The sequence below is a fragment of the Gellertiella hungarica genome (assembly GCF_014197145.1).
In the GTDB taxonomy this organism is placed as follows: Bacteria; Pseudomonadota; Alphaproteobacteria; order Rhizobiales; family Rhizobiaceae; genus Gellertiella; species Gellertiella hungarica.
Genome location: NZ_JACIEZ010000015.1, coordinates 44,806 through 66,320, shown reverse-complemented (window position 1 = coordinate 66,320; position 21,515 = coordinate 44,806). Strand labels below are relative to the sequence as shown.

The 21,515-nt window shown below is 56.5% G+C and carries 26 protein-coding genes; 22 read left to right on the top strand and 4 right to left on the bottom strand.

Going from position 1 to position 21,515, the window contains the following annotated elements; translation table 11 throughout:
* Positions 1 to 91 precede the first annotated feature (91 nt).
* The 17 genes from GGR23_RS21640 (at position 92) to GGR23_RS21560 (ending at position 13,493) form a co-directional block, all read left to right on the top strand.
* A complete protein-coding gene (locus tag GGR23_RS21640) occupies positions 92 to 820 on the top strand; it encodes a site-specific integrase (RefSeq protein WP_183368414.1) in 729 nt (242 codons plus the stop codon).
* 92 nt (positions 821 to 912) lie between these two features.
* Positions 913 to 2,097: a phage portal protein gene (locus GGR23_RS21635; protein ID WP_183368413.1), complete on the top strand. Its 1,185-nt coding sequence runs from the start codon at positions 913 to 915 to the stop codon at positions 2,095 to 2,097.
* Complete coding sequence (locus GGR23_RS21630) at positions 2,094 to 2,276, top strand: hypothetical protein (RefSeq protein ID WP_183368412.1); 183 nt, start codon at positions 2,094 to 2,096, stop codon at positions 2,274 to 2,276. Before GGR23_RS21635 ends, GGR23_RS21630 begins: the two co-directional genes overlap by 4 nt.
* Positions 2,273 to 2,614 (top strand): gene transfer agent family protein, encoded by a 342-nt coding sequence (locus GGR23_RS21625; protein ID WP_183368411.1) that lies wholly within the window; start codon positions 2,273 to 2,275, stop codon positions 2,612 to 2,614. Before GGR23_RS21630 ends, GGR23_RS21625 begins: the two co-directional genes overlap by 4 nt.
* A complete protein-coding gene (locus tag GGR23_RS21620; protein ID WP_183368410.1) occupies positions 2,611 to 4,155 on the top strand; it encodes a phage major capsid protein in 1,545 nt (514 codons plus the stop codon). The genes GGR23_RS21625 and GGR23_RS21620 overlap by 4 nt, the downstream gene beginning before the upstream one ends.
* Before the next feature lie 3 nt (positions 4,156 to 4,158).
* A complete protein-coding gene (locus GGR23_RS21615) occupies positions 4,159 to 4,770 on the top strand; it encodes a hypothetical protein (protein WP_183368409.1) in 612 nt (203 codons plus the stop codon).
* Positions 4,767 to 5,108, top strand: a complete 342-nt coding sequence (locus GGR23_RS21610; protein ID WP_183368408.1) for an HNH endonuclease signature motif containing protein — start codon at positions 4,767 to 4,769, stop codon at positions 5,106 to 5,108. Before GGR23_RS21615 ends, GGR23_RS21610 begins: the two co-directional genes overlap by 4 nt.
* On the top strand, positions 5,105 to 5,722 hold the full coding sequence (locus tag GGR23_RS21605; RefSeq protein WP_183368407.1) for a hypothetical protein: 618 nt from the start codon (positions 5,105 to 5,107) through the stop codon (positions 5,720 to 5,722). The genes GGR23_RS21610 and GGR23_RS21605 overlap by 4 nt, the downstream gene beginning before the upstream one ends.
* A 2-nt stretch (positions 5,723 to 5,724) precedes the next feature.
* Positions 5,725 to 6,030 (top strand): head-tail connector protein, encoded by a 306-nt coding sequence (locus GGR23_RS21600; RefSeq protein ID WP_183368406.1) that lies wholly within the window; start codon positions 5,725 to 5,727, stop codon positions 6,028 to 6,030.
* Positions 6,017 to 6,454 carry an HK97-gp10 family putative phage morphogenesis protein gene (locus GGR23_RS21595; RefSeq protein WP_183368405.1) on the top strand — a complete coding sequence of 146 codons (438 nt, stop codon included), beginning with the start codon at positions 6,017 to 6,019 and terminating at the stop codon, positions 6,452 to 6,454. The genes GGR23_RS21600 and GGR23_RS21595 overlap by 14 nt, the downstream gene beginning before the upstream one ends.
* Positions 6,447 to 6,860 carry a tail completion protein gp17 gene (gp17, locus tag GGR23_RS21590; protein ID WP_183368404.1) on the top strand — a complete coding sequence of 138 codons (414 nt, stop codon included), beginning with the start codon at positions 6,447 to 6,449 and terminating at the stop codon, positions 6,858 to 6,860. The genes GGR23_RS21595 and gp17 overlap by 8 nt, the downstream gene beginning before the upstream one ends.
* Positions 6,860 to 7,174, top strand: a complete 315-nt coding sequence (locus GGR23_RS21585; protein WP_183368403.1) for a head-tail adaptor protein — start codon at positions 6,860 to 6,862, stop codon at positions 7,172 to 7,174. The genes gp17 and GGR23_RS21585 overlap by 1 nt, the downstream gene beginning before the upstream one ends.
* Positions 7,171 to 7,557, top strand: coding sequence for a phage terminase small subunit P27 family (locus GGR23_RS21580; protein WP_183368402.1), 387 nt, complete (start codon positions 7,171 to 7,173; stop codon positions 7,555 to 7,557). The genes GGR23_RS21585 and GGR23_RS21580 overlap by 4 nt, the downstream gene beginning before the upstream one ends.
* Entirely contained in the window at positions 7,557 to 9,170 is a 1,614-nt protein-coding gene (locus GGR23_RS21575) for a terminase large subunit (RefSeq protein ID WP_183368401.1), read from the top strand. The genes GGR23_RS21580 and GGR23_RS21575 overlap by 1 nt, the downstream gene beginning before the upstream one ends.
* A 10-nt stretch (positions 9,171 to 9,180) precedes the next feature.
* Complete coding sequence (locus GGR23_RS21570; protein ID WP_183368400.1) at positions 9,181 to 11,835, top strand: phage tail tape measure protein; 2,655 nt, start codon at positions 9,181 to 9,183, stop codon at positions 11,833 to 11,835.
* A gap of 245 nt (positions 11,836 to 12,080) precedes the next feature.
* Positions 12,081 to 13,118 carry a hypothetical protein gene (locus GGR23_RS21565; protein ID WP_183368399.1) on the top strand — a complete coding sequence of 346 codons (1,038 nt, stop codon included), beginning with the start codon at positions 12,081 to 12,083 and terminating at the stop codon, positions 13,116 to 13,118.
* Positions 13,119 to 13,295: 177 nt separating this feature from the next.
* Positions 13,296 to 13,493, top strand: coding sequence for a hypothetical protein (locus GGR23_RS21560; protein WP_183368398.1), 198 nt, complete (start codon positions 13,296 to 13,298; stop codon positions 13,491 to 13,493).
* 337 nt (positions 13,494 to 13,830) lie between these two features.
* Here the strand turns inward: GGR23_RS21560 and GGR23_RS21555 are convergent, their stop codons facing one another.
* From GGR23_RS21555 to GGR23_RS21540, 4 genes are all read right to left on the bottom strand, one after another.
* Positions 13,831 to 14,394 carry a hypothetical protein gene (locus GGR23_RS21555; protein ID WP_183368397.1) on the bottom strand — a complete coding sequence of 188 codons (564 nt, stop codon included), beginning with the start codon at positions 14,392 to 14,394 and terminating at the stop codon, positions 13,831 to 13,833.
* Positions 14,394 to 14,831, bottom strand: a complete 438-nt coding sequence (locus tag GGR23_RS21550) for a helix-turn-helix domain-containing protein (RefSeq protein WP_183368396.1) — start codon at positions 14,829 to 14,831, stop codon at positions 14,394 to 14,396. Before GGR23_RS21550 ends, GGR23_RS21555 begins: the two co-directional genes overlap by 1 nt.
* Positions 14,824 to 15,255, bottom strand: coding sequence for a hypothetical protein (locus GGR23_RS21545; protein WP_183368395.1), 432 nt, complete (start codon positions 15,253 to 15,255; stop codon positions 14,824 to 14,826). The genes GGR23_RS21550 and GGR23_RS21545 overlap by 8 nt, the downstream gene beginning before the upstream one ends.
* Before the next feature lie 218 nt (positions 15,256 to 15,473).
* Positions 15,474 to 15,869, bottom strand: coding sequence for a hypothetical protein (locus tag GGR23_RS21540; protein WP_183368394.1), 396 nt, complete (start codon positions 15,867 to 15,869; stop codon positions 15,474 to 15,476).
* Between the two features lie 324 nt (positions 15,870 to 16,193).
* Between GGR23_RS21540 and GGR23_RS21535 the strand changes: the two genes are divergently transcribed.
* The 5 genes from GGR23_RS21535 (at position 16,194) to GGR23_RS21515 (ending at position 21,511) form a co-directional block, all read left to right on the top strand.
* Positions 16,194 to 16,760 carry a DUF6434 domain-containing protein gene (locus tag GGR23_RS21535; RefSeq protein WP_183368393.1) on the top strand — a complete coding sequence of 189 codons (567 nt, stop codon included), beginning with the start codon at positions 16,194 to 16,196 and terminating at the stop codon, positions 16,758 to 16,760.
* 138 nt (positions 16,761 to 16,898) lie between these two features.
* Positions 16,899 to 18,587, top strand: a complete 1,689-nt coding sequence (locus tag GGR23_RS21530) for an amidohydrolase (protein WP_183368392.1) — start codon at positions 16,899 to 16,901, stop codon at positions 18,585 to 18,587.
* Positions 18,588 to 18,689: 102 nt separating this feature from the next.
* Positions 18,690 to 19,787 (top strand): ABC transporter ATP-binding protein, encoded by a 1,098-nt coding sequence (locus GGR23_RS21525; protein WP_183368391.1) that lies wholly within the window; start codon positions 18,690 to 18,692, stop codon positions 19,785 to 19,787.
* A 4-nt stretch (positions 19,788 to 19,791) separates the two neighbouring features.
* Positions 19,792 to 20,715, top strand: a complete 924-nt coding sequence (locus GGR23_RS21520) for an ABC transporter permease (protein ID WP_183368390.1) — start codon at positions 19,792 to 19,794, stop codon at positions 20,713 to 20,715.
* Positions 20,708 to 21,511 (top strand): ABC transporter permease, encoded by an 804-nt coding sequence (locus GGR23_RS21515; RefSeq protein ID WP_183368389.1) that lies wholly within the window; start codon positions 20,708 to 20,710, stop codon positions 21,509 to 21,511. The genes GGR23_RS21520 and GGR23_RS21515 overlap by 8 nt, the downstream gene beginning before the upstream one ends.
* Positions 21,512 to 21,515 lie beyond the last annotated feature (4 nt).

Below are 21,515 nucleotides of genomic sequence, written 5' to 3'. Positions count from 1 at the left end.
GGCTACAATGCCACGATAAAAGGCCGGACACATGACTGAACCTGACCGATCCCATCGATACAGAGTCTTGCATTCCACGGGCCGTCCACACATGGAGAACCGCACAATCAAGACGATGTTTCAGAACGTAAGCACTGTCTTGAATTGGGGAAGACAAGCCAATCCCGACACGTTCTTTCCGAACGGCAACCCGCTCAAGGGAATCAAGCCACCGGACTACAAGAAAGCGCCCTCGCATCTTCGCGCCTACACCATGCAAGAGGCAGAGCTAATTCTTGGTTCGGCTCGAAAGGAAATTAAGCCTATGTTCCGCTGGATTCCATGGCTTTGCGCTTATTCGGGGATGCGGATCAAGGAAGCGGGAAACCTTCGCAGGGAAGATTTCTTTAAAGTCGGAGACCGATGGTTTTGGGCTGTAACTTCCGCGGGCAACAGAACTCTCAAGAACGAAAGCAGCGAACGGCGTATCCCTGTTCACTCTGCACTTTTGGCCGAAGGCTTGATCGACTTCGTCCAGCAAGCCCCCACGGGACGCTTGTTCAGAGGTGACACTAAGGAAGAAATCGAAATTCAGCCGCGCCTAAGCACTTGGGTTAGGGAGCGTATTCCGTTGTCAAAGCACCCGGAATTGTCGCCCAACCATGGATGGCGGCACCTTTTCGAAGATCTGTGCAGAAGAGACGGGGTTTCAGATGGAGCAAGGGCCTATTTGACAGGCCGCACGACCGGACGTTCAGACGAACTTTATGGCCGCAGTGAAGTTATGCTTCCCGGCCTTGCGGCTGAAATGGACAAAATCAAAGCATTCCAGATAAAATAATGTAGTTTATTATATATTTTCTAATTTTAGGGATTCACAAGCGAATCTCAACATGAGACAATTTTCCTCAAGTTAATTGAGGATAATCGTCCATGGCCCTTAGCGGCGCGAAAGCACTGATTAGAAAAGCCTTTGGCTTCCCGGAGGCGCGAGATGCTTTCGGTCTGGTAGTGCTGAATAAATCGGGTATGGCAGTTACACCCGAGAATGCGATCAACGTTCCAGCGGTATCGTGCGCGATTTCGAAAATTTCGGAAACGGTAGGGGACCTTCCGGCCAAGCTTTTTGCGCGTGACGATAGACGTGCGGCAAAGCAGCACCCGATTTACAAGCTGATCCATGATGAAGCCAACGAATTTACGAGCGCTGCTCAACTCCGCGCGACGCTTACACGCGATGCTCTTCTCCACGGTAAGGGCTTCGCGCATGTTGTCCGCTCTTTCGATGGCCGACCTCTCGAGCTTCAGCGAATAGACCCCTCGATTGTTCGTTGTGATTTTGATGATGATGGAACGCCATTCTATGTAGTGAATGCAGGGCGGCAGAATATTCGTCTCGAATACACCGATGTTCTGCACATCCAGCCACCGGGCGGCATCTCGCCCATAGATGCGGGCCGGGAAGCTATCGGCCTCGCGATGGCATTCGAAGCACATATTGCCCGACTGTTCGCAAACGGCGCACGCCCTTCCGGCATCATCACCGCTACCAAATCACTGGATGCTGAAGCGAAGAAGAAGCTGAGCGCCGGGTGGTTCAGCACACATTCCGGTTCCAATTCGGGCGGCACGGCAATTCTCGATGAGGGGATGCAGTATCAGCAAATAGCGATGACCCTTACGGACGCTCAGTTTGCGGAAAACCGGCTTGAGCAAATCCGTGAAATCGCCCGCGTCTTCAATGTCCCGCCCACCATGCTTTTCGAGCTTACACGCGGCACATGGTCGAACACCGAAGAAATGGCGCGGCAGTTCTATCAGATCACGCTGAAGCCGTGGCTCACCGCCTGGACGTGGGCTTACGCCCGCGTGCTGCTCACCCCAGAAGAGCGTGCCCGGTATTACATCGAATTTGTCACCGATGATCTTCTGACGACAGACTTCAGCAAGAAGGCCACGGCACTCGGTCAATATCGCTCAATGGGCGCAATGACTGCAAATGAAGTTCGCGCCCTTCTCAACCTTCAGCCGCACCCGGAAGGCGACAGCCTTTCCAATCCGCACATTACCACGCCTACCGACCAGCCCGCCGACCCGGCGCAGGATGAACCCGTATGAAAAACCTCTCATTCAAAGTCGAAGCCGATACCGAAGCTTTCGAACGTGCCGTTCAGGAACGCTTTATCCCGATCCTTCGCGAAGCCATCTGTGAAGTGATCAACGAAACCGTTCGCAACTTCATGGACAGCCTGCCGTTCGAAGAGATTGGCGAGATCAAGCTGGAGTGCGCCGAATGAAGCACACGGCCTTTTTCGGTGACGCTGAATACACCTTTGCCCTCACCGATCCCATGATTGAAGAGCTTCAGGCAAAGACCGCTACCGGAATCGGGGCGCTCTACATGCGCGTTGTGAATTCAAATTTCCGCCTTGCCGACCTTCTGGAAATCATCCGGCTTGGGCTGATTGGCGGCGGCACGTCACCGGAAGCCGCAAAGCGCCTAGTCGACACCTACGGCAAAGATCGTCCGTTTGATGAGACATTCCCCCTAGCACTCGACATCCTTGACGCCCGATGGACCGGCAAAGCTGAAGTCGCTGCGATGAATGATGCACGTGAACAGGTGGAAGCATGACCGATTCCAAGTCCATTCTTATCAAAGCACAAGCTCAGGCAGACGACGCGGGAACCGTTACCGGAATCGCATGGCCCTATGGCGCTCCTGATACGGAAGGCGACCTCATCCAAAAGGGAGCCTTCGCTTTTCCGTGCAGTATTGCAATGATTTTGGAGCATAACCCGGCTCAGCCAATAGGCGTTTGGGAAGAGTTCCAAGATACCGACAATGGGCTTCTGGTTAAGGGAAGGCTCTTTGTCGAGAGCCTGCCGCTGGCTCGAAATGTCCACTCCCAACTGAAGCGTGGAGAGATTGGCGGACTGTCAATCTCTGGCAGCGCGACAGACTTCGACATGCGCCCCGAAGGCGGGCGCATCGTGAAGGCAGCGAACATCACCGAAATTTCCATCTGCAAACGGCCGGTCAATCCGGGCGCTCGTGTCACCCTCGTTAAATCCCATCTGGAGAATCCAATGCATACCGAAACCGTCGAATACTCGGCAGAAGCGAACCCCGCCGTAGTCAGCGAAACCGAAGTCAACCTTCTCAAGGCCCGTATGGACGCCATGGAAGCCAAAGCGAACCGCATCCGTGGCGTCAACAACAACCAGCCCGAAGCGGGGAACGACAACGATCTACAGAAAGCTTATGCATCTTATCTGCGAACGGGTGAAATCCCTATGGAGGCAAACGGCCTTCGGAAGGCGCTCACCGTTGCAGGTGACGCCCCGAAATACGTTCTCGCGCCGAAGGAAAATTCGCGCGACTTCATTCGCAACCTTGTGCAGTTCTCGCCGGTTCGTTCCATCGCTGACGTGCGCACGACCAGCACCCATACAGTTCAGCTTAACAAGCGAACTGGCGTTACTAACGCAACATGGGCAGGGGAAGTCACTCCCGCGACCGCCTCGCAACCCGCATTCGACCAGATGGAAATCCCGATTCGGGAAATCAAAACCTATGTCGATCTATCGAACTGGATGATTGAAGATTCCGATATCGATATCGAAGCGGAAGTTCGCCTTGCGCTTGCTGAAGATTTCGGCGCGAAGGAGGGGCTTTCCTTTGTGTCCGGTTCTACAGCCAACGAACCGCAGGGTTTTATGACCGACGCCAATATCGTTGTTTCGAACAACGGACACGCGAGCATTCTTCAGGCAGACGCTTTCATCAAACTTATGTATTCGCTTCCGGCGACCTTCCGAAATAGCGGAACTTGGGTCATGAACGGCACGACCCTTGGGGTAGTTCGTTCGATCAAGGACACGACCGGCAACTACATTTGGCAGCCGGGCCTTCAGGCAGGACAGCCGGAAACTATCCTCGGTCGCCCCGTCGTGGAGCTTGTCGACATGCCGGATGTTGCCGCCAACGCCTTCCCTATTGCGTTTGGTGATTTCAAATCCGGCTACCGTATCTATGACCGTGTCGAACTTTCTGTAATGGCGAACCCCTATTCGCTTGCTGAGCAGGGTATCGTTCGCTTCAACGCCCGCCGCCGCGTCGGTGCCGGCGTGGTGCGCCCGGAAGCCTTCCGCAAGCTGAAGATCGCGGCTTAATCCATGAGCGATAATCGGCCCGCGTATGAGGAATTCGCAATCTCGCACGGCTTTGTCACCGTGCGAATGCGCCCCTCTTTGCGGGCCGCTACTATACTTGAACGCCTACATGACGGCTTTTCCAATCTCTTCCGTCATGTCGATGAGTTCGACCTCACCACGATCAAAGCCGTAGTCATGAACACGGCAACCGACCGGGACGAAGCAAGCCTTTATCTTGCTGCGATGGAGCGCCTGCCCCTCGACAACTTTTACACGTCCGCAATGCCATCGGTTTCAGCGGTTTGCCGCGCCTTCATTCCTGAAGCCGAACCAACCGCAAAGCCCACTTCCGAAGCTCCTAAGCCATGGTCCGAAGCTTTCCGCGATCTTTATCGCATTGCTACCGGCTGGCTGCACTGGACCCCGGAAACCGCTTGGAATGCTACCCCTTCCGAAATTCTGAACGCCTATTCGGGCGCTATGGACATGCTTCGAGCTATCCATGGTTCGGCAGATAGCATCCCGGAAATCGACCCTGAACAGGCACGCGAAAACGAACAAAACGGGCTTGATCCCGAATATGACCGGCGCGCGCTGCTATCTCTTCGGGCACGTCTTGGGGGAGCGCTATGAAGCCCCCTCACCTTTGCAACTGTGGTCGCATTGTCCCGCACGGCACCCGTTGCCAGTGCAAGCAGAAAGCCGACCGTGAACGCAAACAGCGCCACGACCGCAAGCGGCCTTCCGCCCGCGAGCGTGGCTATAACCGCGCTTGGGATATTGCCCGCCGCGAATTCCTGTTGCGTCGCCCAAATTGCCAATTCCCCGGCTGCGATAACCCGTCAAGCGTCGTTGACCATATCACCCCGCATAAAGGCGATCCGCGCCTTTTCTGGGACCGCACCAATTGGCAGGCCCTTTGTGCCCGCTGCCACAACAGTAGGAAGCAGAAGCAGGAGCGCAGCCGATGACACCCGCTGAACGCGCCCGACAGATCGATGAAGAAGAATTCCGCCACGAAAGCGATCAACTTCGCGCTCGCGCATTCGCTTATGCCGAAGCCCGCCGAAAGGAAGAAGCTGAACGCTTCAAACATATTCGAGCAGAAGCGGACAGAAGCTATCAGAATCGCAAGCGGAAGGCTGAGAACCCTACCCTACCGCGCGATCGGCTGATCACCTTTGAAGGCGTCACCAAACAGGCGCACGAATGGGCAAAGTCCCTCGACTTGTCTCACGCCTCATTCGTGCGCCGTTGCACTAAATTCGGGCCAGAAGAAGCAATTCGGCTCGGTCAGAGAAAAGTGGAACATGCTAGCCGCACCCTTGTCACCGCGAACGGTGAACGTAAGCCCCTCCACGAATGGGCAAAGCAAATCGGCATTACTGTCTCTGGCATACATAGGCGCATCCGTCGCGGCATGACTCTGGAAGAAGCCGTGACCGCACCCCGCGCCCGCCGAAAGTCGTCAAGCCGCAACCGTAACCGGGGGGTGGTTTCCAATTTGTCCGATCTTCACGGGACCGGCGGGGGGAGCGCCGCGCAAGAGATTTCCGAAATAACTTTTTCAGAGAGGGCTAAATAGCCATGTCTTTCGTTCCCCTTGAGCTTCTGAAGTCGCAACTGAACATCGATCACGCGACCGATGACGCCCTCCTGACCCACAAAATTGCAGCTGCGGAAGAATATGCCGCTGCCTACCTCGGCGTGCCGCTTTCATCTTTCAATCCCTTCCCGGCAACGATCACGGAAGCGATCCTTCAGCTTGCAGCGCACCTTTATGAGAACCGGGAAGCCGTCCTTATCGGGATGAGCGCGGATTACCTGCCCTTCGGCGTTGTCGATTTCCTTCGCCCCTACCGTAAAGAGGTGACAGGCCATGTCCCGGAATAAGCCCCTTTCCGAACAATCGGCAGCGCTGGAAAAGCGCCTGAAAGCTATTCCCGGCGAGATCATAGCCGCGTTGCGCCCTGCCCTTCTCAAGAGCGGCGATGAGGTAGCGGATAACATGCGCACGTTTGCGGAAGCTTCCCGCGATACCGGCGCACTGATCGATAGCATTTCCGTTACAGCACCCGGCGAAACAACGCCTGCTTATGCAGCAGGCGGCGGGCGGCGTGTTGCACGCGAGAATCAGGTTCTTGTGACCGTGGGGAACGAGAACGTTCGATATGCGCACATGGTCGAATTCGGAACCTCCAAGGCTGAAGCCCAACCCTTCATGCTTCCCGGCTGGCGAACCGCAAAGCCCCGCATCGAACGGCGCATAAAGCGGACAATTTCCGCCGCACTCAAGAGGAAGAAGAGCGATGCTTGAACCTACTCTTGCCCTTCAGACAGCTATTCGTTCGGCGCTTGTGGCAAGCCCGGAAGTCACCGCGCTTGTTAGCCCCAATCGCATTCGAGCAGGCGGCACCCGCCCTACCGAAACGCCCTGCATTCTCATGAGCGACGGCAACACGGTTCTACATGGGCGCGATTACACCGCTCAGCGGGCCGCATGGGTTTACCTCGATTTGCATGTTTGGACTCTAAAGCAGGGAAACGACGCGGCGAAAGCAATCGCCTTTGCCGTTGCGAACGCCCTTGACCGTATCCCGACTTTCTCGGGCTGCGAATGCGACCATTTCCGCATTACCCGCACCACGTTTCCCCGCGATCCCGACCCGGATTATGGGCATGGCGTGCTTTCTATCGAAGCCTTTGTTCGTTGGGTGCTTTGATGCGTAGCGGCAAACTTGACCGTATCATTGCTATAGAGCGCAGCGCCACGACCGTTGCGCCAACCGGCGACACCCTCACCGCCTGGACGCATTTTGCCACGGTTCGCGCTGAGCTTCTTTCCAGCCAAATCGCTGAAGAAGCCGAAGGTTTTGGGGAAGCCGATGCGGACGGCAAGACTTTCCGCATTCGCTACCTTCCCGGCATTAGCGGCGCGGATCGCATCATGTTTGAAGGCCGCGCCTATGGCGTTACCGGCATTACCGAAATCGGTAGGCGGCGGGCGCTCGAAATCAGGGCGGTTGTGAAGAAATGAAGAGCCTTCGCGGCGCGAAGCCGACCATTAGTCCCGATCTATACCCCCTCACCAAAGCGCCACGCGCACCCGATTGGATGACAGATGAGGCTAAGGCTGAGTGGAAACGCATCATGCCGCGCCTGATTGCGGGCCGCATTATTACCAAATCCGACCTTACCGGCCTCGAAAACTATTGCGTAGCCGTGGGCCGCGTGCGCGAGATCGAGACTCTATTCAAGACATCCGGCTTGGATAAGGTCCTTTTCGGAATGCAGAACCGGGCGATGCAAACCGCTCGGCAGCTTGCAGCCGAATACGGCCTCTCGCCTGTCTCTCGCACCCGTTTGGGTGGCGCTGGCACCGATGATGATGACAGCGACAATCCGCTGATGGTGCGCTGATGGCGAAGAAAAGCACCTATCCAGAGTGGATATTTGACAACAGCCCAATTGACGATCCTTTTGGTTATGGCGAGCGGGCTGTTCGGTTTCTCCGCGCCCTTCGCCACCCAAACAGTGCGGCGCCGAAACAGGCATTTCAGCTTCACCCATTCCAAGAGCGGATGGTTCGGCGCATCTATGGCCCGCGCCACCCAGACGGCAGGAGGATCGTTGAAACTGTCTTCTGGATGATTCCACGCGGCAACAGGAAGACCAGCCTTGCCGCTGCTCTTGCTCTTCTCCACACCATCGGGCCGGAGCATGTCCCGGCTGGACAGGTGATATTTGCGGCTTCAGATCGCGAACAGGCGGGTATTGGCTTCAAAGAGGCCGCGAACATAGTCCGTATGGATCAGCGGCTGATCAATGCGACCCGCATTTATGACGCCCACAACAGCGCGAAGAAGATCGCCTACAAGGCCAAAGGTGTAGAGCTTCAGGCAATTTCCAGCGATGGCGCGGCGCAACATGGCAAAACACCCGCTTTCGTGCTTGTCGACGAAATACATGTTTGGAAGAGCCGCGAGCTTTGGGAGGCCCTTAAGTCGGGCATGGTCAAAACAAGCGGAACGCTCATGGTTATTGCCACAACGGCAGGTCGCGGCAGCGAGAACTTGGGTTTTGCGGAATACGACTATGCCCGCCGCGTGGCGCTCGGGGAGATCGTCAACCCCGCCTATCTGCCGATCATTTTTGAAGCTTCTTCCGAAGATGACTGGCAGGATGAAGCCCTTTGGCATCGGATCAATCCCGGCCTTGCGCATGGCTTCCCAAATCTGAACGGTTTGCGCTCAGCGGCTAAGGAAGCTTCAGAGCGCCCCGCCGAACGTTTCGCCTTTCAGCAGTTCAATTTGAACATCTGGCAGGCCCATTCTCGCGATCCGCTGTTTGACATGTCCACGTATGACCTTGGGAAGGTTCCTTTTGACCTGTCCGACATGGAAGAACTGCCCTGCTACATCGGCGTAGATATGGCGATGAACGGCGACCTTGCGGCGGTAGTAGCGGCATGGCGACATGATGACGGACGCGTATCTGTTCAGCCATGGTTCTTTGTTCCGGGGGAAGATCTAGCAGCCCGCGCCGAACGGGATGGCGTGCCCTATCAACAATGGCAAGCGGACGGACTGATAACGGTGATCGACGGGCCTGTTATCGAACCAACCGCAGTAGAAGTCCAAATCAAAGAGCTATGCGCCCGCTTTCATGTTCATGAAGTGGCGTTTGACCCGCATCTTGCCCGCATGACTATGCAGCGCCTTCATGATGATGGCATTCCTGTTGTCGAAATGCGCCAAGGCCCGCTTACGATGGGTCCGGCAATCGGTGATCTGGAGCGCGTCGTTAACGGTCGCAACATCCGGCACAACGGGCACCCCGTTCTTCGCCATCATTTTGACAGCGTCGTTGCCAGCCGCAACGACACCGGCCTTGTGCGAATGCACAAGGGCAAGAAAACCGACCGTATTGACGGCGCTGTTGCCGCCGCGATGGCCGTTTCCCGCGCCGTTGCCGGTCAATCTAACCTTTCCGCATACAACGACCCGGATAGCGACGGGCTGTTTTTCATTTGAGGTATAATCCATGACTGAACTTCTCCCCGGCCTTGTGGTCGATATCGAAGGCCGCGTTGACAAGCTCGAAAAGGCAATGGCGAAAGCGAACGCTATTCAGCGACGCGGCGCTAACGCCATGGAAACTCGCGCCCGCCAATCGGCGAAGGCGCTTGAAGATACCTATTCCAAGTCATTCGAGCGGATGGGCGGCAAGCTTGAAAAGGCGATGAGCGTTTTCGCAAGAGGTGGCGCGGCTTTCGCTGCCATTGCGGGTGCCGGGATCGCCGTAAAGGAAATCGCGTCTTCTATTGCCGAAGTTGACCGCGAAGCCCGCAAGGCAGGCGTTTCCGCTAAGGTTTGGCAGCAATGGTCCTATGTCGCGACCGCTACCGGAATGTCCATCGACGGCATGACCGACGCCCTAAAGGAACTGAACATTCGCGGCGATGAATTCGCCCGAACTGGCAAGGGTAGCGCTGAAGAGGCTTTCAAACGGCTTGGTTACACGGTTTCAGACGTTGCCGAACGGCTTCGCGACCCTTCCCGGTTCATGGATGAGATTATCGGCAAGCTACGCACTCTCGACAAGGCCGCACAAACTCGCATCCTTGATGAAGTTTTTGGCGGAACCGGCGCGGAAGAGCTTGCCAAGGTTCTCGGCATGTCCGTTTCCGAAGTCCAAAAGCTGCGATCTGAAGCCGCTACCTTCAGCGATGAGCAAATCGAAGCGGCGAAGAAGATCGATGCTGAGTGGGAAACCATGTGGCGGAACTTCACCGTCAACTCGAAGTCGGCTGCCATTGCCGGGGTGAGCGTTGCCGAACAAATCATGGAAGCTATTCAAGATATCACCGACCCGAACCGCGACCTTAAGGCACGGATAGCGGAACGGCTCAACTCTCCCGAATACCGACTGAAGGAGCTTGAAGCCAAGCGGGCCGAAATCCTGAAGGCGCTAGAACGGGAGCGGGCAAATCCTCTTGAAGGTATCGGCAAGGAACTGGAACTTAAACAGCTTCAGGCCGATCTTCGCGCCATCGAAGAAGAAATTCATGACGTAACGGGCGGTTCGGATGAATTTAAGAACGCCCTGAAGGAACTGAGCGCAGCAAGCCGCAGCATGTCCGGTTCTTTCGACAGCAACACGAACAGCGCTCAGAACTTCAAGGCAGCACTTTCGGAACTGAAGGCTCTTTTTCCAGACCTCAAGACGGAAATGGACCGCCTGAGCGATGTTTCCGGCATTGACGCGGCCTATCAGCGTGCCGTCGCGAATGCCCGAACCATGGGCGAAGTGCTGAACGCAACGGACCTTGCAAACCGGGCGCGTAGCGTTGCCACCTTCGGCATCAATACCAACATGCTTGATCTGATCGGCGCGGCTGAAGGCACCGACAGGGGGCGCGGATATAACGAAACCCTTGGCTACGGCGCATTCACCGGGGGCGCGGTCAACCTCACTGGCATGACGCTTGATCAGGTCATAGCCCTACAAACGCAAATGCTTCGGCACCCAGCGAACACCTTCAATTCGTCAGCGGTAGGCCGCTATCAGATCACTCGCACGACACTGCAAAGCCTGATTCAAGAGCTTGGGCTCACAGGTGATCGCATGTTTGATCAGGAGACCCAAGACGAGCTTGCCCGCGCCCTTCTTCGGCGTCGTGGCAATGATCCGGCAGGACTTCGCAACGAGTGGGAAGGTTTGCGCCGCGTGGATGATTCCACCATTCGCAACGCCTACACCGGGACCGCGACGGGTGCGCAGCCCCTAACCCCGACCGATAACCAGCAGCGGCAAACGGAAATCCTTCGCCAGCAAGCGGAAGCCCGCCGCAATCTGAATATGTCTGTAGAGGAAGGACTTCGCCTTGCTGAATTCGAGCGCTCGATTTCCGGCATGTCGGAAAGCCAACAGCGAATTGAGCTTCAGCTTTTCCGCGTGAAGGAGGAAGCCCGCCGAAATGGGATCACCCTCTCGAATGAAGAGATTGCCAAGCTTCGCGAACAGATCACCCTCACGCAGCGCCTGGACACCGAAAATCAGAAGACCGCTAAGGGCGCTGAAGGGCTAAAAAACGCTCAGCAGTTCTTCGCGCAGTCGTTCACAAGCAGCCTTTCCGGCCTGCTCACCGGCACGACTAGCCTTAATCAGGCAGTTCAGAACCTCCTGAACAGCCTGATTGACGCCACTCTTCAGGCGGCGCTTCTCGGGCAAGGCCCGCTTGCCGGTCTATTCGGTGGCATGGGTAGCGGAATTCTCGGCGGGCTATTTGGCTTCAGCGAAGGCGGCTACACTGGCGATGGTGCCAAATATGCTCCGGCAGGCGTTGTCCATCGCGGCGAGTATGTCATGTCGAAGAAGGCCACTAGCCGGATCGGCGTTCAGAACCTTGAGGCCCTGCATAACGGCGCTCTTCGCGGCTTTGCGGATGGCGGATTTGTCGGCAACGCGCCATCCTATAGGCCGCTTAAACTGAAAAACGCTGGTAGCGCAGCCCCGAATATTCAGATCAATGCACCTGTCACCGTGAACGCGACAGGTGGAACCCCACAACAGAATGAAGACCTCGCCAAAAGGGTAAGCAAGGAAATGGACGCCACTATGCGCAACGTTGTCGTGGATGAACTACGCAGGCAGATGCGCCCCGGAAACATGCTCAATAACGGACGAAGGGGATGAAAAAAACGGGTGCCGCCAGACACCCGTTTTTTTGGAGGATCGGCCATGCCCACAACCAATCTGAAAACATCCTAATTCAGCGCCCAATTTGGTGCAATATAATTATTTTATGTATCATCAAATATTAATTTAAATGGAACCGTCGCCTGACTGCTATACTATGTAAAAGGCCAGCGCTTGGGGAAGCGCTGGCCTGAGTAACTAGGGTTTCCAAACCTACATTCTCTCGCAAGAAAGAACTTGATATGCAGTATAGCAGAATTATTGAACAATTCATTCAGAAAAAGTCTGAACGCATAAAAAAAGATCGAGCGGAGTTCAGCGATCTTTACGCGCTCGCTTCTGAACTGAACAAGACTCCCGACCTTAGACAAAAAACATACGGCGATTGCGGCCTTGAAGAACTTCTTCAAGAGCTTGAGGCGATGGTTGCCGCGCTGCCGGATGATGACGACGCTGAACCCGAAACTGTGCAACAAGTTTCTGCGCACAATGCTACGCAAGCCCATACAGCGCAGGCTATTCCGGAATCTTTTGCGCCTTCATCTGAGGAAGGTGTAGTAGATGAGGATACACAACAACCCTCTAAGCTCTACTCCGAATCCCCTTCCCCCCTCGCTACCCTTCAGCAAATCGTTGAAACGATTCGCAAGCATTGGAAGCCCGTAGCGATCCGCAAGCCGCGCCCGGTTGAAACCTTCGGCGCGTGGGAAGACCTCGATAGCTTCGCCCGCCTTCATCTTTCTTTCCGCAATGCTGAGCGACAGGAAGGGATTGCCTTCAGTCTGAACTTCTCCCGGAGGAAGGCAGATCAGCTTTTAGCTTCCGGCGATCCTGCCCGCGCCCTGTCCCGGTCTATCAATCGGTCTCTCAAGCAGGAATTCGGCTACATCCTCGAATATGCGTTCGTCTTTGAATTCACGCCTGACAAGCGCATTCACGTTCATGGGTGCATCGTGCTTCCGGCTATCGATGAAGAGCGACTTGCAAGGCTTCGCGCCTGTCTGAAGCGTTCGGGCGGCAAAGCTCTTGCAGGGCGTTACTCCGGTTATGGGCGCGGAAGGCAGGTTGATTTGAAGGAGCTTTATAACGGCGCACGCTGGCATAGCTACAGCCTGAAGGATTGGCAGCGGACGGTTGAACTTCTTTCGACTGAGAAGATCAGCTTCATTTCCCAAAGCCTTCGCCGGGACACCGAAGCGCGGCATAGGGCAGAACGGGCCAAAATGACCCACGGGCGCGTTTCGAGGGCTTCCCCGGCACCAACCCCTACCCTGCACTAAATGCCTCTCAGCGGGCCGTTATGAGTCAAACAGGAATAGCGGCCCTGGACTATTCGTTTCCGGCAGGGGTTAGACGGGATAAGTCACCGCTTACTTACTTGTTTTTATTGTCTTTTTAGCTTTACAGATCGTTTCGCCTTGCTATGATTCTTGCAAATCAACAGGGAGAAACCCGCAATGCCGACGACCTACCTCAACACCGAATTCCATTCCCGGTTTGTTGAACAACTTTTTGAATTCATCGTCTCAGGCGGAATGGAATGCCCCGCCACCTGCAAGCCCGATATTGACCGGCTAAGGGATGCGGTTTGCACCTATGGGGATATCTGGCCTGAAAACATCAAAAAGGATGATGAAAATGTTCGCACTGCATAGTCCTAGCGTGGTCCCCGGCAAGAAGGGGTGCCTTGTATCGGCAACACAGAATTTCGATCATTTCGAGTATGTGAAGGACTGGAATCGCGCCCGACGGTTTAGCACGATTGACGACGCACTGAGGGCGAAGGAAGGATCACGGCATATCGTCAATCCGATTTCCCTCGAAGAGTGGGAACGCCTGTAAGCCCGCGATTGAACGGCTCCCACATTAGGCTTGATCCACTGATACACTCTACAGGAAGCGAGTGGAGACTGGGAAACAAAATATACGTGTCATTAACTGATAGGCGGCGGGGCTTACTACGCCCCGCCCGCCCGTATTTACCAAGCAACTCTAAGGCTTTGCGTCGCCTTTTAAGCCTCGCTCTTTGTGCACAGGAAGAGGGGGGAGACTTGTGTCTGCGGCCCAATCCAGTTGAGCGACCAACGACCTAAAGTAAGGATAGCAGGTGAACTCCCCTACCCTCCTAAGGAACATTTTCACGGCCTCTTCATCACACTTCTCTTCAATGCCATAAGCGACTGAGTATCGAGCCTTAGCAATTACGAGTGGGTCGGCTTCTTCATCATCGCCAGATTCATGGTTACCATCGACTCGCTGCTCTTCTTCAGGCGATGCATCAAGGTCAGATTTTTGAATGGCTTTGTGAGCAGTAACTTCGGCATCGACAAAGCATGCAGCAAGACCAGACTCTTCGTCGTAGTGTGCACTCATAACCTTGATAATATATCCGAGATCTCTGTCTTCAGGTGCCGTTACGTAAAGCTCAGGCTGCACGTCGAAATTCAAATCTATTAGTCGAACGTGAAGGAGCTCGGCAGCCCTCACTACCGCATTATACTTCTCAACTCTTTCATCAACTTCTTTGTTAGCTTTATTCTTAGCACTCTTAGCCATTACGCAGCGCCCAATTCCAAATCACAGTAGTTACCATTGGCAACGGTTTTGCTTTGCGGAACCCACGACTTAAAATTGCCGGGAGCTCTTTGAGAGGCATGCCAACCTGCAACACCGGGCCGGCGGCTATAGATGCTATCATTACTTTTCTTGATGGCCTCCCAATCAGCCTGAGGATCCTTACGCAGTTTATTGCGGTATTCCGCTTTAAGACCCAGAACGTCGAGGGCTCGACCGACCAGTTTGATCGTCGGATTTGCCTCAGACGAGAGCATCTGACTAACTCGCGCCCGCGATACGCCAAGCAGTTCCGCAAACTCCGTTTGAGAAATCCCACGAGCGTTGAGTGCGTCAATCACTGCAAACTGGAAATCCATCAGAGCATCCTCTGCAGCGATAATTTCAGAAGGAGTGAGCACGCGATTAGCCTTAGCCATTTGTAATCCTCAGATATTCCTCTGCCGCCTTACGAAGCTTCGCAGGATCGGCCTTGTCTTTCTTTTTGTCCGGGTCACAGGCAGTGCCCAAAAAACATCGTTGACCTTCGTATTCCCCGATCACGCCGTAGATCCGAAACTGCCAAGCCTTGAATTCCCAAATCATCACCTCCGTTCCACCAATCTTGATTCTCGACTGCTTCTTGAACATTTTCTCATTAAGAGATGTAGGCCCTAGCGCCACGAAGCGTTCGAAATAGCGGGAAATGGTTCGGAGCTTTTTGACGCTCAGTTCGTCAGTCTTGGGATCAAGTGCATGGAATTCATCGTATGCCTCACCGAATAGTCGCACACCCGCATAGTCACCCTTGCATTCAAGAGTTCCAACCTTGGTTTTCGGATCGTTTCGACTGCTTTTCTTCATCTAACACATACAGAGTTAAGTTATGCCTAAACAGGAATCAAGGCCTTGCACCTAGAAGTGGGGGCTTTTAGGCGACCGTGTCAAGCACGACACACCCTTAAGCAGCCTTTAGGTTGTGTCTCACCTTGCCATTCACGTTCCTTACAAAACAGGTTGTGGTTGTCGATTCGCGTAAGTTGATGCCTCGGGCAACACGCAGATCGCACGAGAGCATCCGCCTAAAGATTTCGCAGGGCTTCCAATTCTGGAAAGCTATAGTATTTCACTTCCGGCATATAGCACCCCGGCGCATCTTGTAGCGCACCTACGATTTTTCCGTCCTTGAAGCGAACGGAAGTGGCCGTTCGTCCCGTGTAACCACCCATCCTGTTCTTGGAATTGGCCTTCACGCAAACCGCTAGATAGCCCGTATCGAGCAACGTCCGCACATCGGAAATTTCAGCATCGCGCACCGAATAGGGATCAATCAAATAATCGCGAGCGGCGGAAACAATTAGCGCCTTCTCACTTGCAGTCGCGGGCCGCGCCGATGCGTTGATTTTCTTAATTTGCTCTTGTGTTACGCATCCGGTGAGAACAACCGCGCACCCAAACACTACAATCTTTCTAAACATTCCCGCTCCATCCCCTGCTTTAAGGTTGCATGGAGTGTATCCATGGAAGATCCACAGCCTACAAGTCGTAAAAACGATTGCTCACCGAAAATGTATCGATTGCGGATCGTCTTCGCGGCTTATAGCGTCACAAAACACAACCCGTCACAACGTCACAATTCATACAGTTATGATATTCTGATATATCCACTAATTCAGCATATTAAATGTCGTTATTATGAGAGATTTGAGTCTTCGAGTCTCTCATCGCCCACCATTCCTTCCCTTTCTGCCTAATTGGTGTTTTGGTTTCGCTTCGTGTTAAAGGGCGAATCGAGGCTTTCCATGGGACATCGCAGGCCTGATCTCACGCGTGACATAGGCATTCGGGGCTTTAACGCCTGGTACTGGCTGAAGGCGGAATTGACGGCTTTTTGCCGTGCCCATGCCCTTCCCGGATCCGGCAGCAAGGAGGAGCTTCAGCAGCGGATCAGGGCCTTTCTCGCCGGCGCTACTCCCACCTCGCAACCCACGGAAAGAGCACCCGCGTCCCGGGCGTCCCTGCCTGACGACCTTACGCCCGCAACGGTCATCGGAACGGGCTGGAAGCTCTGTGCCCGGCTGCGCGCCTTCTTTGTCCTCCATCTCGGCCATTCCTTCCGGTTCAATCAGGGCCTGCGCGATCTGTTCCGCAATCCGGCGGGAGCGACACTTGACGATGCGCTTCGGCTGTACAGGGCCTCGAAGGCCACACCTTCCGTCGAGATCGGACCGCAGTTTCAGTATAACCAGCATCTGCGCGCCTATTTCGCGGCAAATCCCGCGGGAACACGGGAAGAAGCCATCCGATTGTGGAGGGAAAGGCGGCTTACCGGCGGCGCCATTCCCCACAGCGACCGTCCGCTGGACTGAGTCTGAAACAGGACTTTTCTGCGGGCGCACCAGGTTCGCCCATCGGCTAATTATGTGTCCGTATAATTTCTTCCATTGCCAGCAGCCTTGCTGTCCGCTTAGCCTGTGTCCGGATCGTCAACACAGCAGGGCTGCATCATGTCTCATTACGCAGAGGTCATCGTCGTCAATGCGCGGGTCAAAACCATGGATCCGGACAACCCCCGCGCCGAGGCCATTGCAATTGCCGGCGGGCGTTTCCTGAAGGCGGGGAGCCGCGCGGACATCGAACCGATGAAGGGGCCTCATACGCGCATCATCGATGCGCAGGGCGGTTCCGTACTTCCGGGCTTCTCCGAGAATCACATGCATATCTTCTCCGGCTCGGCGGAGCTGGATCATCTCCAGCTCGCCGGCGTTTCGGGAGAAGCGGAACTGACGGCCCGGATCCGGGCCTATTCTGGGGAAAAGCCGGATGAAATGGTGCTCTATGCACAGGGTGCCGATTACACGCTGCTCGGCACCGGCGTTTCCGTGACCCGCCAGGACCTCGACCGGATGATGCCGGACCGGCCGCTGGTCATCTTCGCCCATGACCACCACACGGCCTGGGCCAATACCCGCGCCCTCGAGATGGCCGGCCTGCTGCATGGCGGAACCGTGCCGCCCGGCAACGAGATCGTCATGGCCGCCGATGGAACGGCGTCGGGCGAGCTGCGCGAGATGGAGGCCTTCAATCCGCTGCTGGAAATTTCCGGCTTCGACCGTTTTCGCCAGGGGCTCGCCACCGGCCTCGAACCCAACCCCTATCCCGACGAGGCGACCTTCCGCCGGGACATGGACGTGATGCGGCGCGGGCTTGCCTATTGCGCGGCGCACGGCATTACCTCGATCCACAACATGGATGGCAACCGTTACCAGCTGGAGCTTCTCGAAGCCGTGCTGAAGGAAGACGGCTACCTGCCCTGCCGCATCAAGATACCCTTCCACTTCAAGCCGTTCATGGAGCTTTCGGCGCTGGAGCGCGCGAGCGAGATGGCGGCCCGCTACAACAACGAATACCTTTCCTCCGGCCTGGTGAAGCTTTTCCATGACGGGGTGATCGACAGCGGCACGGCGGTGATGGTCGAGCCCTATGCCGATGACGGTAAGAATGGAGAACCGCTGTTCACCGAAGAGAAGTTCCGCGCCGCCGTCATCGAGGCAGACCGTCGCGGGCTGCAGATTGCGGTCCACGCCATCGGCGATGGCGCGGTGCGCGCAGTACTCGACGCCTACGAGGCGGCGCAGAAGGCCAACGGCCGGCGCGACAGCCGCCACCGCATCGAGCATATCGAAGTGATTCACCCCGACGACATTGCCCGCTTTGCGGAACTCGGCGTGATCGCCTCCATGCAGCCTCCGCATCCGCCGGGAGCCATGGGCCTGCCCCTCGAGCCAACCGTGTCGAAGATCGGCCGGCATCGCTGGCGCTACTCCTATGCGTGGCGCACGCTGAAGGAGGCGGGAGCCCATATTCCCTTCGCGTCGGACTGGCCGGTTTCTCCGATCTCGCCAGTGCTCGGCATCGAGGCGGCGGTCAACCGGAAGCCCTGGGGGCCCGAGGATCTCGATCAGTCCTTCTCGCTGGACGAGGCGATTGCAGCCTATACGGCAGAGGGCGCCTATGCGGAATTTGCCGAAGACCGGAAGGGAATGATCCGGCCGGGCTACCTTGCCGATCTCGTTTTCCTGTCGGGGGATATCGAAGCGGTGGCGCCATCCGAGATCCACACGCTCGGCATTCGCGGCACGCTGATCGGCGGAAGGACCGGTTTTTCCGATCACTCCGATTGGCAAAACGGATAACGCGCAGCGCTTGGTTTTATTGCGAAAACAGCATTGTCAAAGGAGGGGCAGCATGGTCTTCTGCCCTCCAAGGGGAACATAAACAGGGGTGACGAAAAGATCATGCCTTCGTCCAATGCCATCGACATCCGTAGCGTCTCCAAGACCTACGGTGCCGGCGAAGGGGCGGTGACCGCCGTCCGGAGCGCCAGCCTTTCCATACGCCAGAACGAATTCTTCACGCTGCTTGGCCCTTCCGGCTGCGGCAAGACCACGCTCCTGCGGCTGATCGCCGGCTTCGAGTTTCCAACCACCGGGGAGATCCTGCTCGATGGGAACGAGATCGGAGCGATGCCGCCCTACAAGCGGCCGATCAATACCGTTTTCCAGAACTACGCGCTCTTCCCGCACATGACCGTTGCGGAGAATCTCGGCTTCGGTCTCAAGATGCTCGGCCGGCCCAAGGCGGAAATCGACGCGCGGGTTGCGGAAATGCTCAAGCTTGTGCGCATGGAGAAATTCGGCGGCCGCAAGACCAGCCAGCTTTCCGGCGGGCAGCAGCAGCGCGTGGCCCTTGCCCGAGCGCTCGCACCGAAGCCCAAGGTGCTGTTGCTGGACGAGCCGCTCTCGGCGCTCGACTACAAGCTGCGCAAGGAAATGCAGGTGGAGCTGAAGCGGCTGCAGGCCGAGACCGGCATCACCTTCGTCTTCGTTACCCATGACCAGGAAGAAGCGCTGACCATGTCGGACCGCATTGCCGTCATGGAAACCGGCAACCTTCTGCAGGTCGGCAATCCGCGCGAGATCTACGATCAGCCGAGTGTGCGCTTCGTCGCCGATTTCATCGGCGAGTCCAATTTCGTCACGGCACGCCTCGTGTCGCGGGAGGGAACGTCTGCGCAGGCAGAACTCCCCCACGGGAAGATCGTGGGCGCTTCCGTGCCCGCGGATTTCGATGCCTCCGGCGAGGTGACGCTGATGCTGCGTCCCGAACATGCGGTGCTGACCGCAGCGGACAGCCCCGATTCGGTTCTGTCCGGCACGCTTGCCGACATCATCTACTTCGGCACCGATACATTCTTCGATGTCGATCTCGGCGAGGGACGCGGCATATTCAAGGTGCGGGCGCAGAACAAGCCGAGTCAGAGCTTTGGCCTCGAGAAGGGCGCCCGGGTCGGCATCCGCTTCGAACCGGGCGCGGCCCGGATACTGAGGAACTGAGCCCATGAGCGCCGGAACCGATCTCATCGAAAGTGAACGGCAGCGGCGGATACGCAATCGCTGGCTGCTTTCGGCCCCTGCCCTGCTCATCATCCTTCTGGCCGCCACCGGCCCGCTGCTCATCGTGGTGGTCTATTCCTTCCTGACACCCGGCGACTACGGTAACGTGAAGTGGATCTTCTCGACCGAAGCCTGGTTCAGCGTGCCCTTCGAGCGCGACATCTTCGACGATACCGTCTCGATCGCCAGCGCCCATCTGACCATCTTCAACCGGTCTGTCGGCCTGTCGCTAGTGACGACACTGGTGACCCTCTTCTTCGGCTTCCCGACCGCCTATTTCATCGCGACGCGGCCCGAGCGCACCCGCGAACTGTGGCTGTTCCTGATCACCATTCCCTTCTGGACGAACATCCTCATCCGCACCTTCGCCATGCTGGAGATCATCCGCAACGAGGGCCTGATCAACACGGTGCTGATGCGGCTCGGCATCATCTCCTCGCCGATCCAGATGCTGTTCACCGACGGGGCCATCCTCGCCGGCATGGTCTATGTCTACCTGCCGCTGATGGTGCTGCCGCTCTACGCCAGCATGGAGAAGATCGACTTCCGGCTCGTGGAAGCGGGATACGACCTCTACGCAACGCCGCGGCAGGTGCTGTGGAAGATCATCATTCCGCTTGTAAAGCCGGGGATCATCGCCGGCTCCATCCTCGTCTTCATTCCCTCGCTCGGCGCCTATGTCACGCCTTCCATCCTGGGCGGCGGCAAGAACATGATGCTCGGGAACCTCATCGAACTCCAGTTCGGACAAGGGCGCAACTGGCCGCTCGGCTCGGCGCTGTCCATCACGCTGATGGCCATCGTGATGATCGCCATGCTGGCCTATGTCCGCAATGCGGGAAGCCAGAAGGGAGGCGCCCATGGCTAAGAAGAGCTTCTCGGTCCGCCACCAGAGCGGCTTCACCTTCATCGCGCTGTTCTGCTTCTTCGCGCTTTATCTGCCGATTGCGGTGCTGGTGGTATTTGCCTTCAATGCGGGCAATTCGCTCTCGGACTGGCAGGGGCTTTCGCTGCGCTGGTTTGCCAAGGCCGCGGAAAACCAGCTCGTGATCGACACGTCGATCCGTTCGCTGCAGATCGCGGCAGTGGCTGCGATCCTGTCGACGGCCGCAGCGACGCTGGCCGCGATCGCCACGACGCGCACCGAGCCCTACCGGGGCCTCACCTTCAAATATGCCTTCATCAACCTGCCGCTGATGGTGCCGGAAATCGTGACGGCCGTCGCGCTGCTGATCTTCTTCGCGCAGATCAAGCAATGGACCGGCTATTCCGGCCTCGGCTACCTGATTGCCGCCCACACGGCCTTCTGCGTGCCCTTTGCCTATCTGCCCATCCGGGCACGTCTCGAAAACATGGACGAAACGCTGGAGCGGGCCGCGGCCGACCTTTACGCAACGCCCTTCCAGGCCTTCCGATACGTGACGCTGCCGCTGCTCTGGCCCGGCATCCTGGCCGGTCTGATGCTCGCCTTCGTCATCTCGCTCGATGACGTGGTGATCACCCAGTTCGTGAAGATGGCGGGGCAGGATACGCTGCCGACCTACATGCTCGGCCAGCTGCGCCGCTCCATCACGCCGGAGATGAACGCCATATCGACGGTCTTCCTGCTGCTCTCCGTAGCGGTGGTGACCATCTTCTTCTTCGTCAACCGAAAACAAGCCTGATCAT

What these genes read in the sequence shown, in the direction of transcription:
- GGR23_RS21560 (WP_183368398.1), top strand. Translation starts at nt 13,296, where the DNA reads ATGCCGACGACCTACCTCAACACCGAATTCCATTCCCGGTTTGTTGAA.
- GGR23_RS21575 (WP_183368401.1), top strand. Translation starts at nt 7,557, where the DNA reads ATGGCGAAGAAAAGCACCTATCCAGAGTGGATATTTGACAACAGCCCA.
- GGR23_RS21570 (WP_183368400.1), top strand. Translation starts at nt 9,181, where the DNA reads ATGACTGAACTTCTCCCCGGCCTTGTGGTCGATATCGAAGGCCGCGTT.
- GGR23_RS21530 (WP_183368392.1), top strand. Translation starts at nt 16,899, where the DNA reads ATGTCTCATTACGCAGAGGTCATCGTCGTCAATGCGCGGGTCAAAACC.
- GGR23_RS21640 (WP_183368414.1), top strand. Translation starts at nt 92, where the DNA reads ATGGAGAACCGCACAATCAAGACGATGTTTCAGAACGTAAGCACTGTC.
- GGR23_RS21600 (WP_183368406.1), top strand. Translation starts at nt 5,725, where the DNA reads ATGTCTTTCGTTCCCCTTGAGCTTCTGAAGTCGCAACTGAACATCGAT.
- GGR23_RS21550 (WP_183368396.1), bottom strand. Translation starts at nt 14,831, where the DNA reads ATGGCTAAGGCTAATCGCGTGCTCACTCCTTCTGAAATTATCGCTGCA.
- GGR23_RS21630 (WP_183368412.1), top strand. Translation starts at nt 2,094, where the DNA reads ATGAAAAACCTCTCATTCAAAGTCGAAGCCGATACCGAAGCTTTCGAA.
- GGR23_RS21635 (WP_183368413.1), top strand. Translation starts at nt 913, where the DNA reads ATGGCCCTTAGCGGCGCGAAAGCACTGATTAGAAAAGCCTTTGGCTTC.
- GGR23_RS21585 (WP_183368403.1), top strand. Translation starts at nt 6,860, where the DNA reads ATGCGTAGCGGCAAACTTGACCGTATCATTGCTATAGAGCGCAGCGCC.
- GGR23_RS21595 (WP_183368405.1), top strand. Translation starts at nt 6,017, where the DNA reads ATGTCCCGGAATAAGCCCCTTTCCGAACAATCGGCAGCGCTGGAAAAG.
- gp17 (WP_183368404.1), top strand. Translation starts at nt 6,447, where the DNA reads ATGCTTGAACCTACTCTTGCCCTTCAGACAGCTATTCGTTCGGCGCTT.
- GGR23_RS21605 (WP_183368407.1), top strand. Translation starts at nt 5,105, where the DNA reads ATGACACCCGCTGAACGCGCCCGACAGATCGATGAAGAAGAATTCCGC.
- GGR23_RS21625 (WP_183368411.1), top strand. Translation starts at nt 2,273, where the DNA reads ATGAAGCACACGGCCTTTTTCGGTGACGCTGAATACACCTTTGCCCTC.
- GGR23_RS21525 (WP_183368391.1), top strand. Translation starts at nt 18,690, where the DNA reads ATGCCTTCGTCCAATGCCATCGACATCCGTAGCGTCTCCAAGACCTAC.
- GGR23_RS21515 (WP_183368389.1), top strand. Translation starts at nt 20,708, where the DNA reads ATGGCTAAGAAGAGCTTCTCGGTCCGCCACCAGAGCGGCTTCACCTTC.
- GGR23_RS21535 (WP_183368393.1), top strand. Translation starts at nt 16,194, where the DNA reads ATGGGACATCGCAGGCCTGATCTCACGCGTGACATAGGCATTCGGGGC.
- GGR23_RS21545 (WP_183368395.1), bottom strand. Translation starts at nt 15,255, where the DNA reads ATGAAGAAAAGCAGTCGAAACGATCCGAAAACCAAGGTTGGAACTCTT.
- GGR23_RS21520 (WP_183368390.1), top strand. Translation starts at nt 19,792, where the DNA reads ATGAGCGCCGGAACCGATCTCATCGAAAGTGAACGGCAGCGGCGGATA.
- GGR23_RS21615 (WP_183368409.1), top strand. Translation starts at nt 4,159, where the DNA reads ATGAGCGATAATCGGCCCGCGTATGAGGAATTCGCAATCTCGCACGGC.
- GGR23_RS21540 (WP_183368394.1), bottom strand. Translation starts at nt 15,869, where the DNA reads ATGTTTAGAAAGATTGTAGTGTTTGGGTGCGCGGTTGTTCTCACCGGA.
- GGR23_RS21610 (WP_183368408.1), top strand. Translation starts at nt 4,767, where the DNA reads ATGAAGCCCCCTCACCTTTGCAACTGTGGTCGCATTGTCCCGCACGGC.
- GGR23_RS21580 (WP_183368402.1), top strand. Translation starts at nt 7,171, where the DNA reads ATGAAGAGCCTTCGCGGCGCGAAGCCGACCATTAGTCCCGATCTATAC.
- GGR23_RS21620 (WP_183368410.1), top strand. Translation starts at nt 2,611, where the DNA reads ATGACCGATTCCAAGTCCATTCTTATCAAAGCACAAGCTCAGGCAGAC.
- GGR23_RS21555 (WP_183368397.1), bottom strand. Translation starts at nt 14,394, where the DNA reads ATGGCTAAGAGTGCTAAGAATAAAGCTAACAAAGAAGTTGATGAAAGA.
- GGR23_RS21565 (WP_183368399.1), top strand. Translation starts at nt 12,081, where the DNA reads ATGCAGTATAGCAGAATTATTGAACAATTCATTCAGAAAAAGTCTGAA.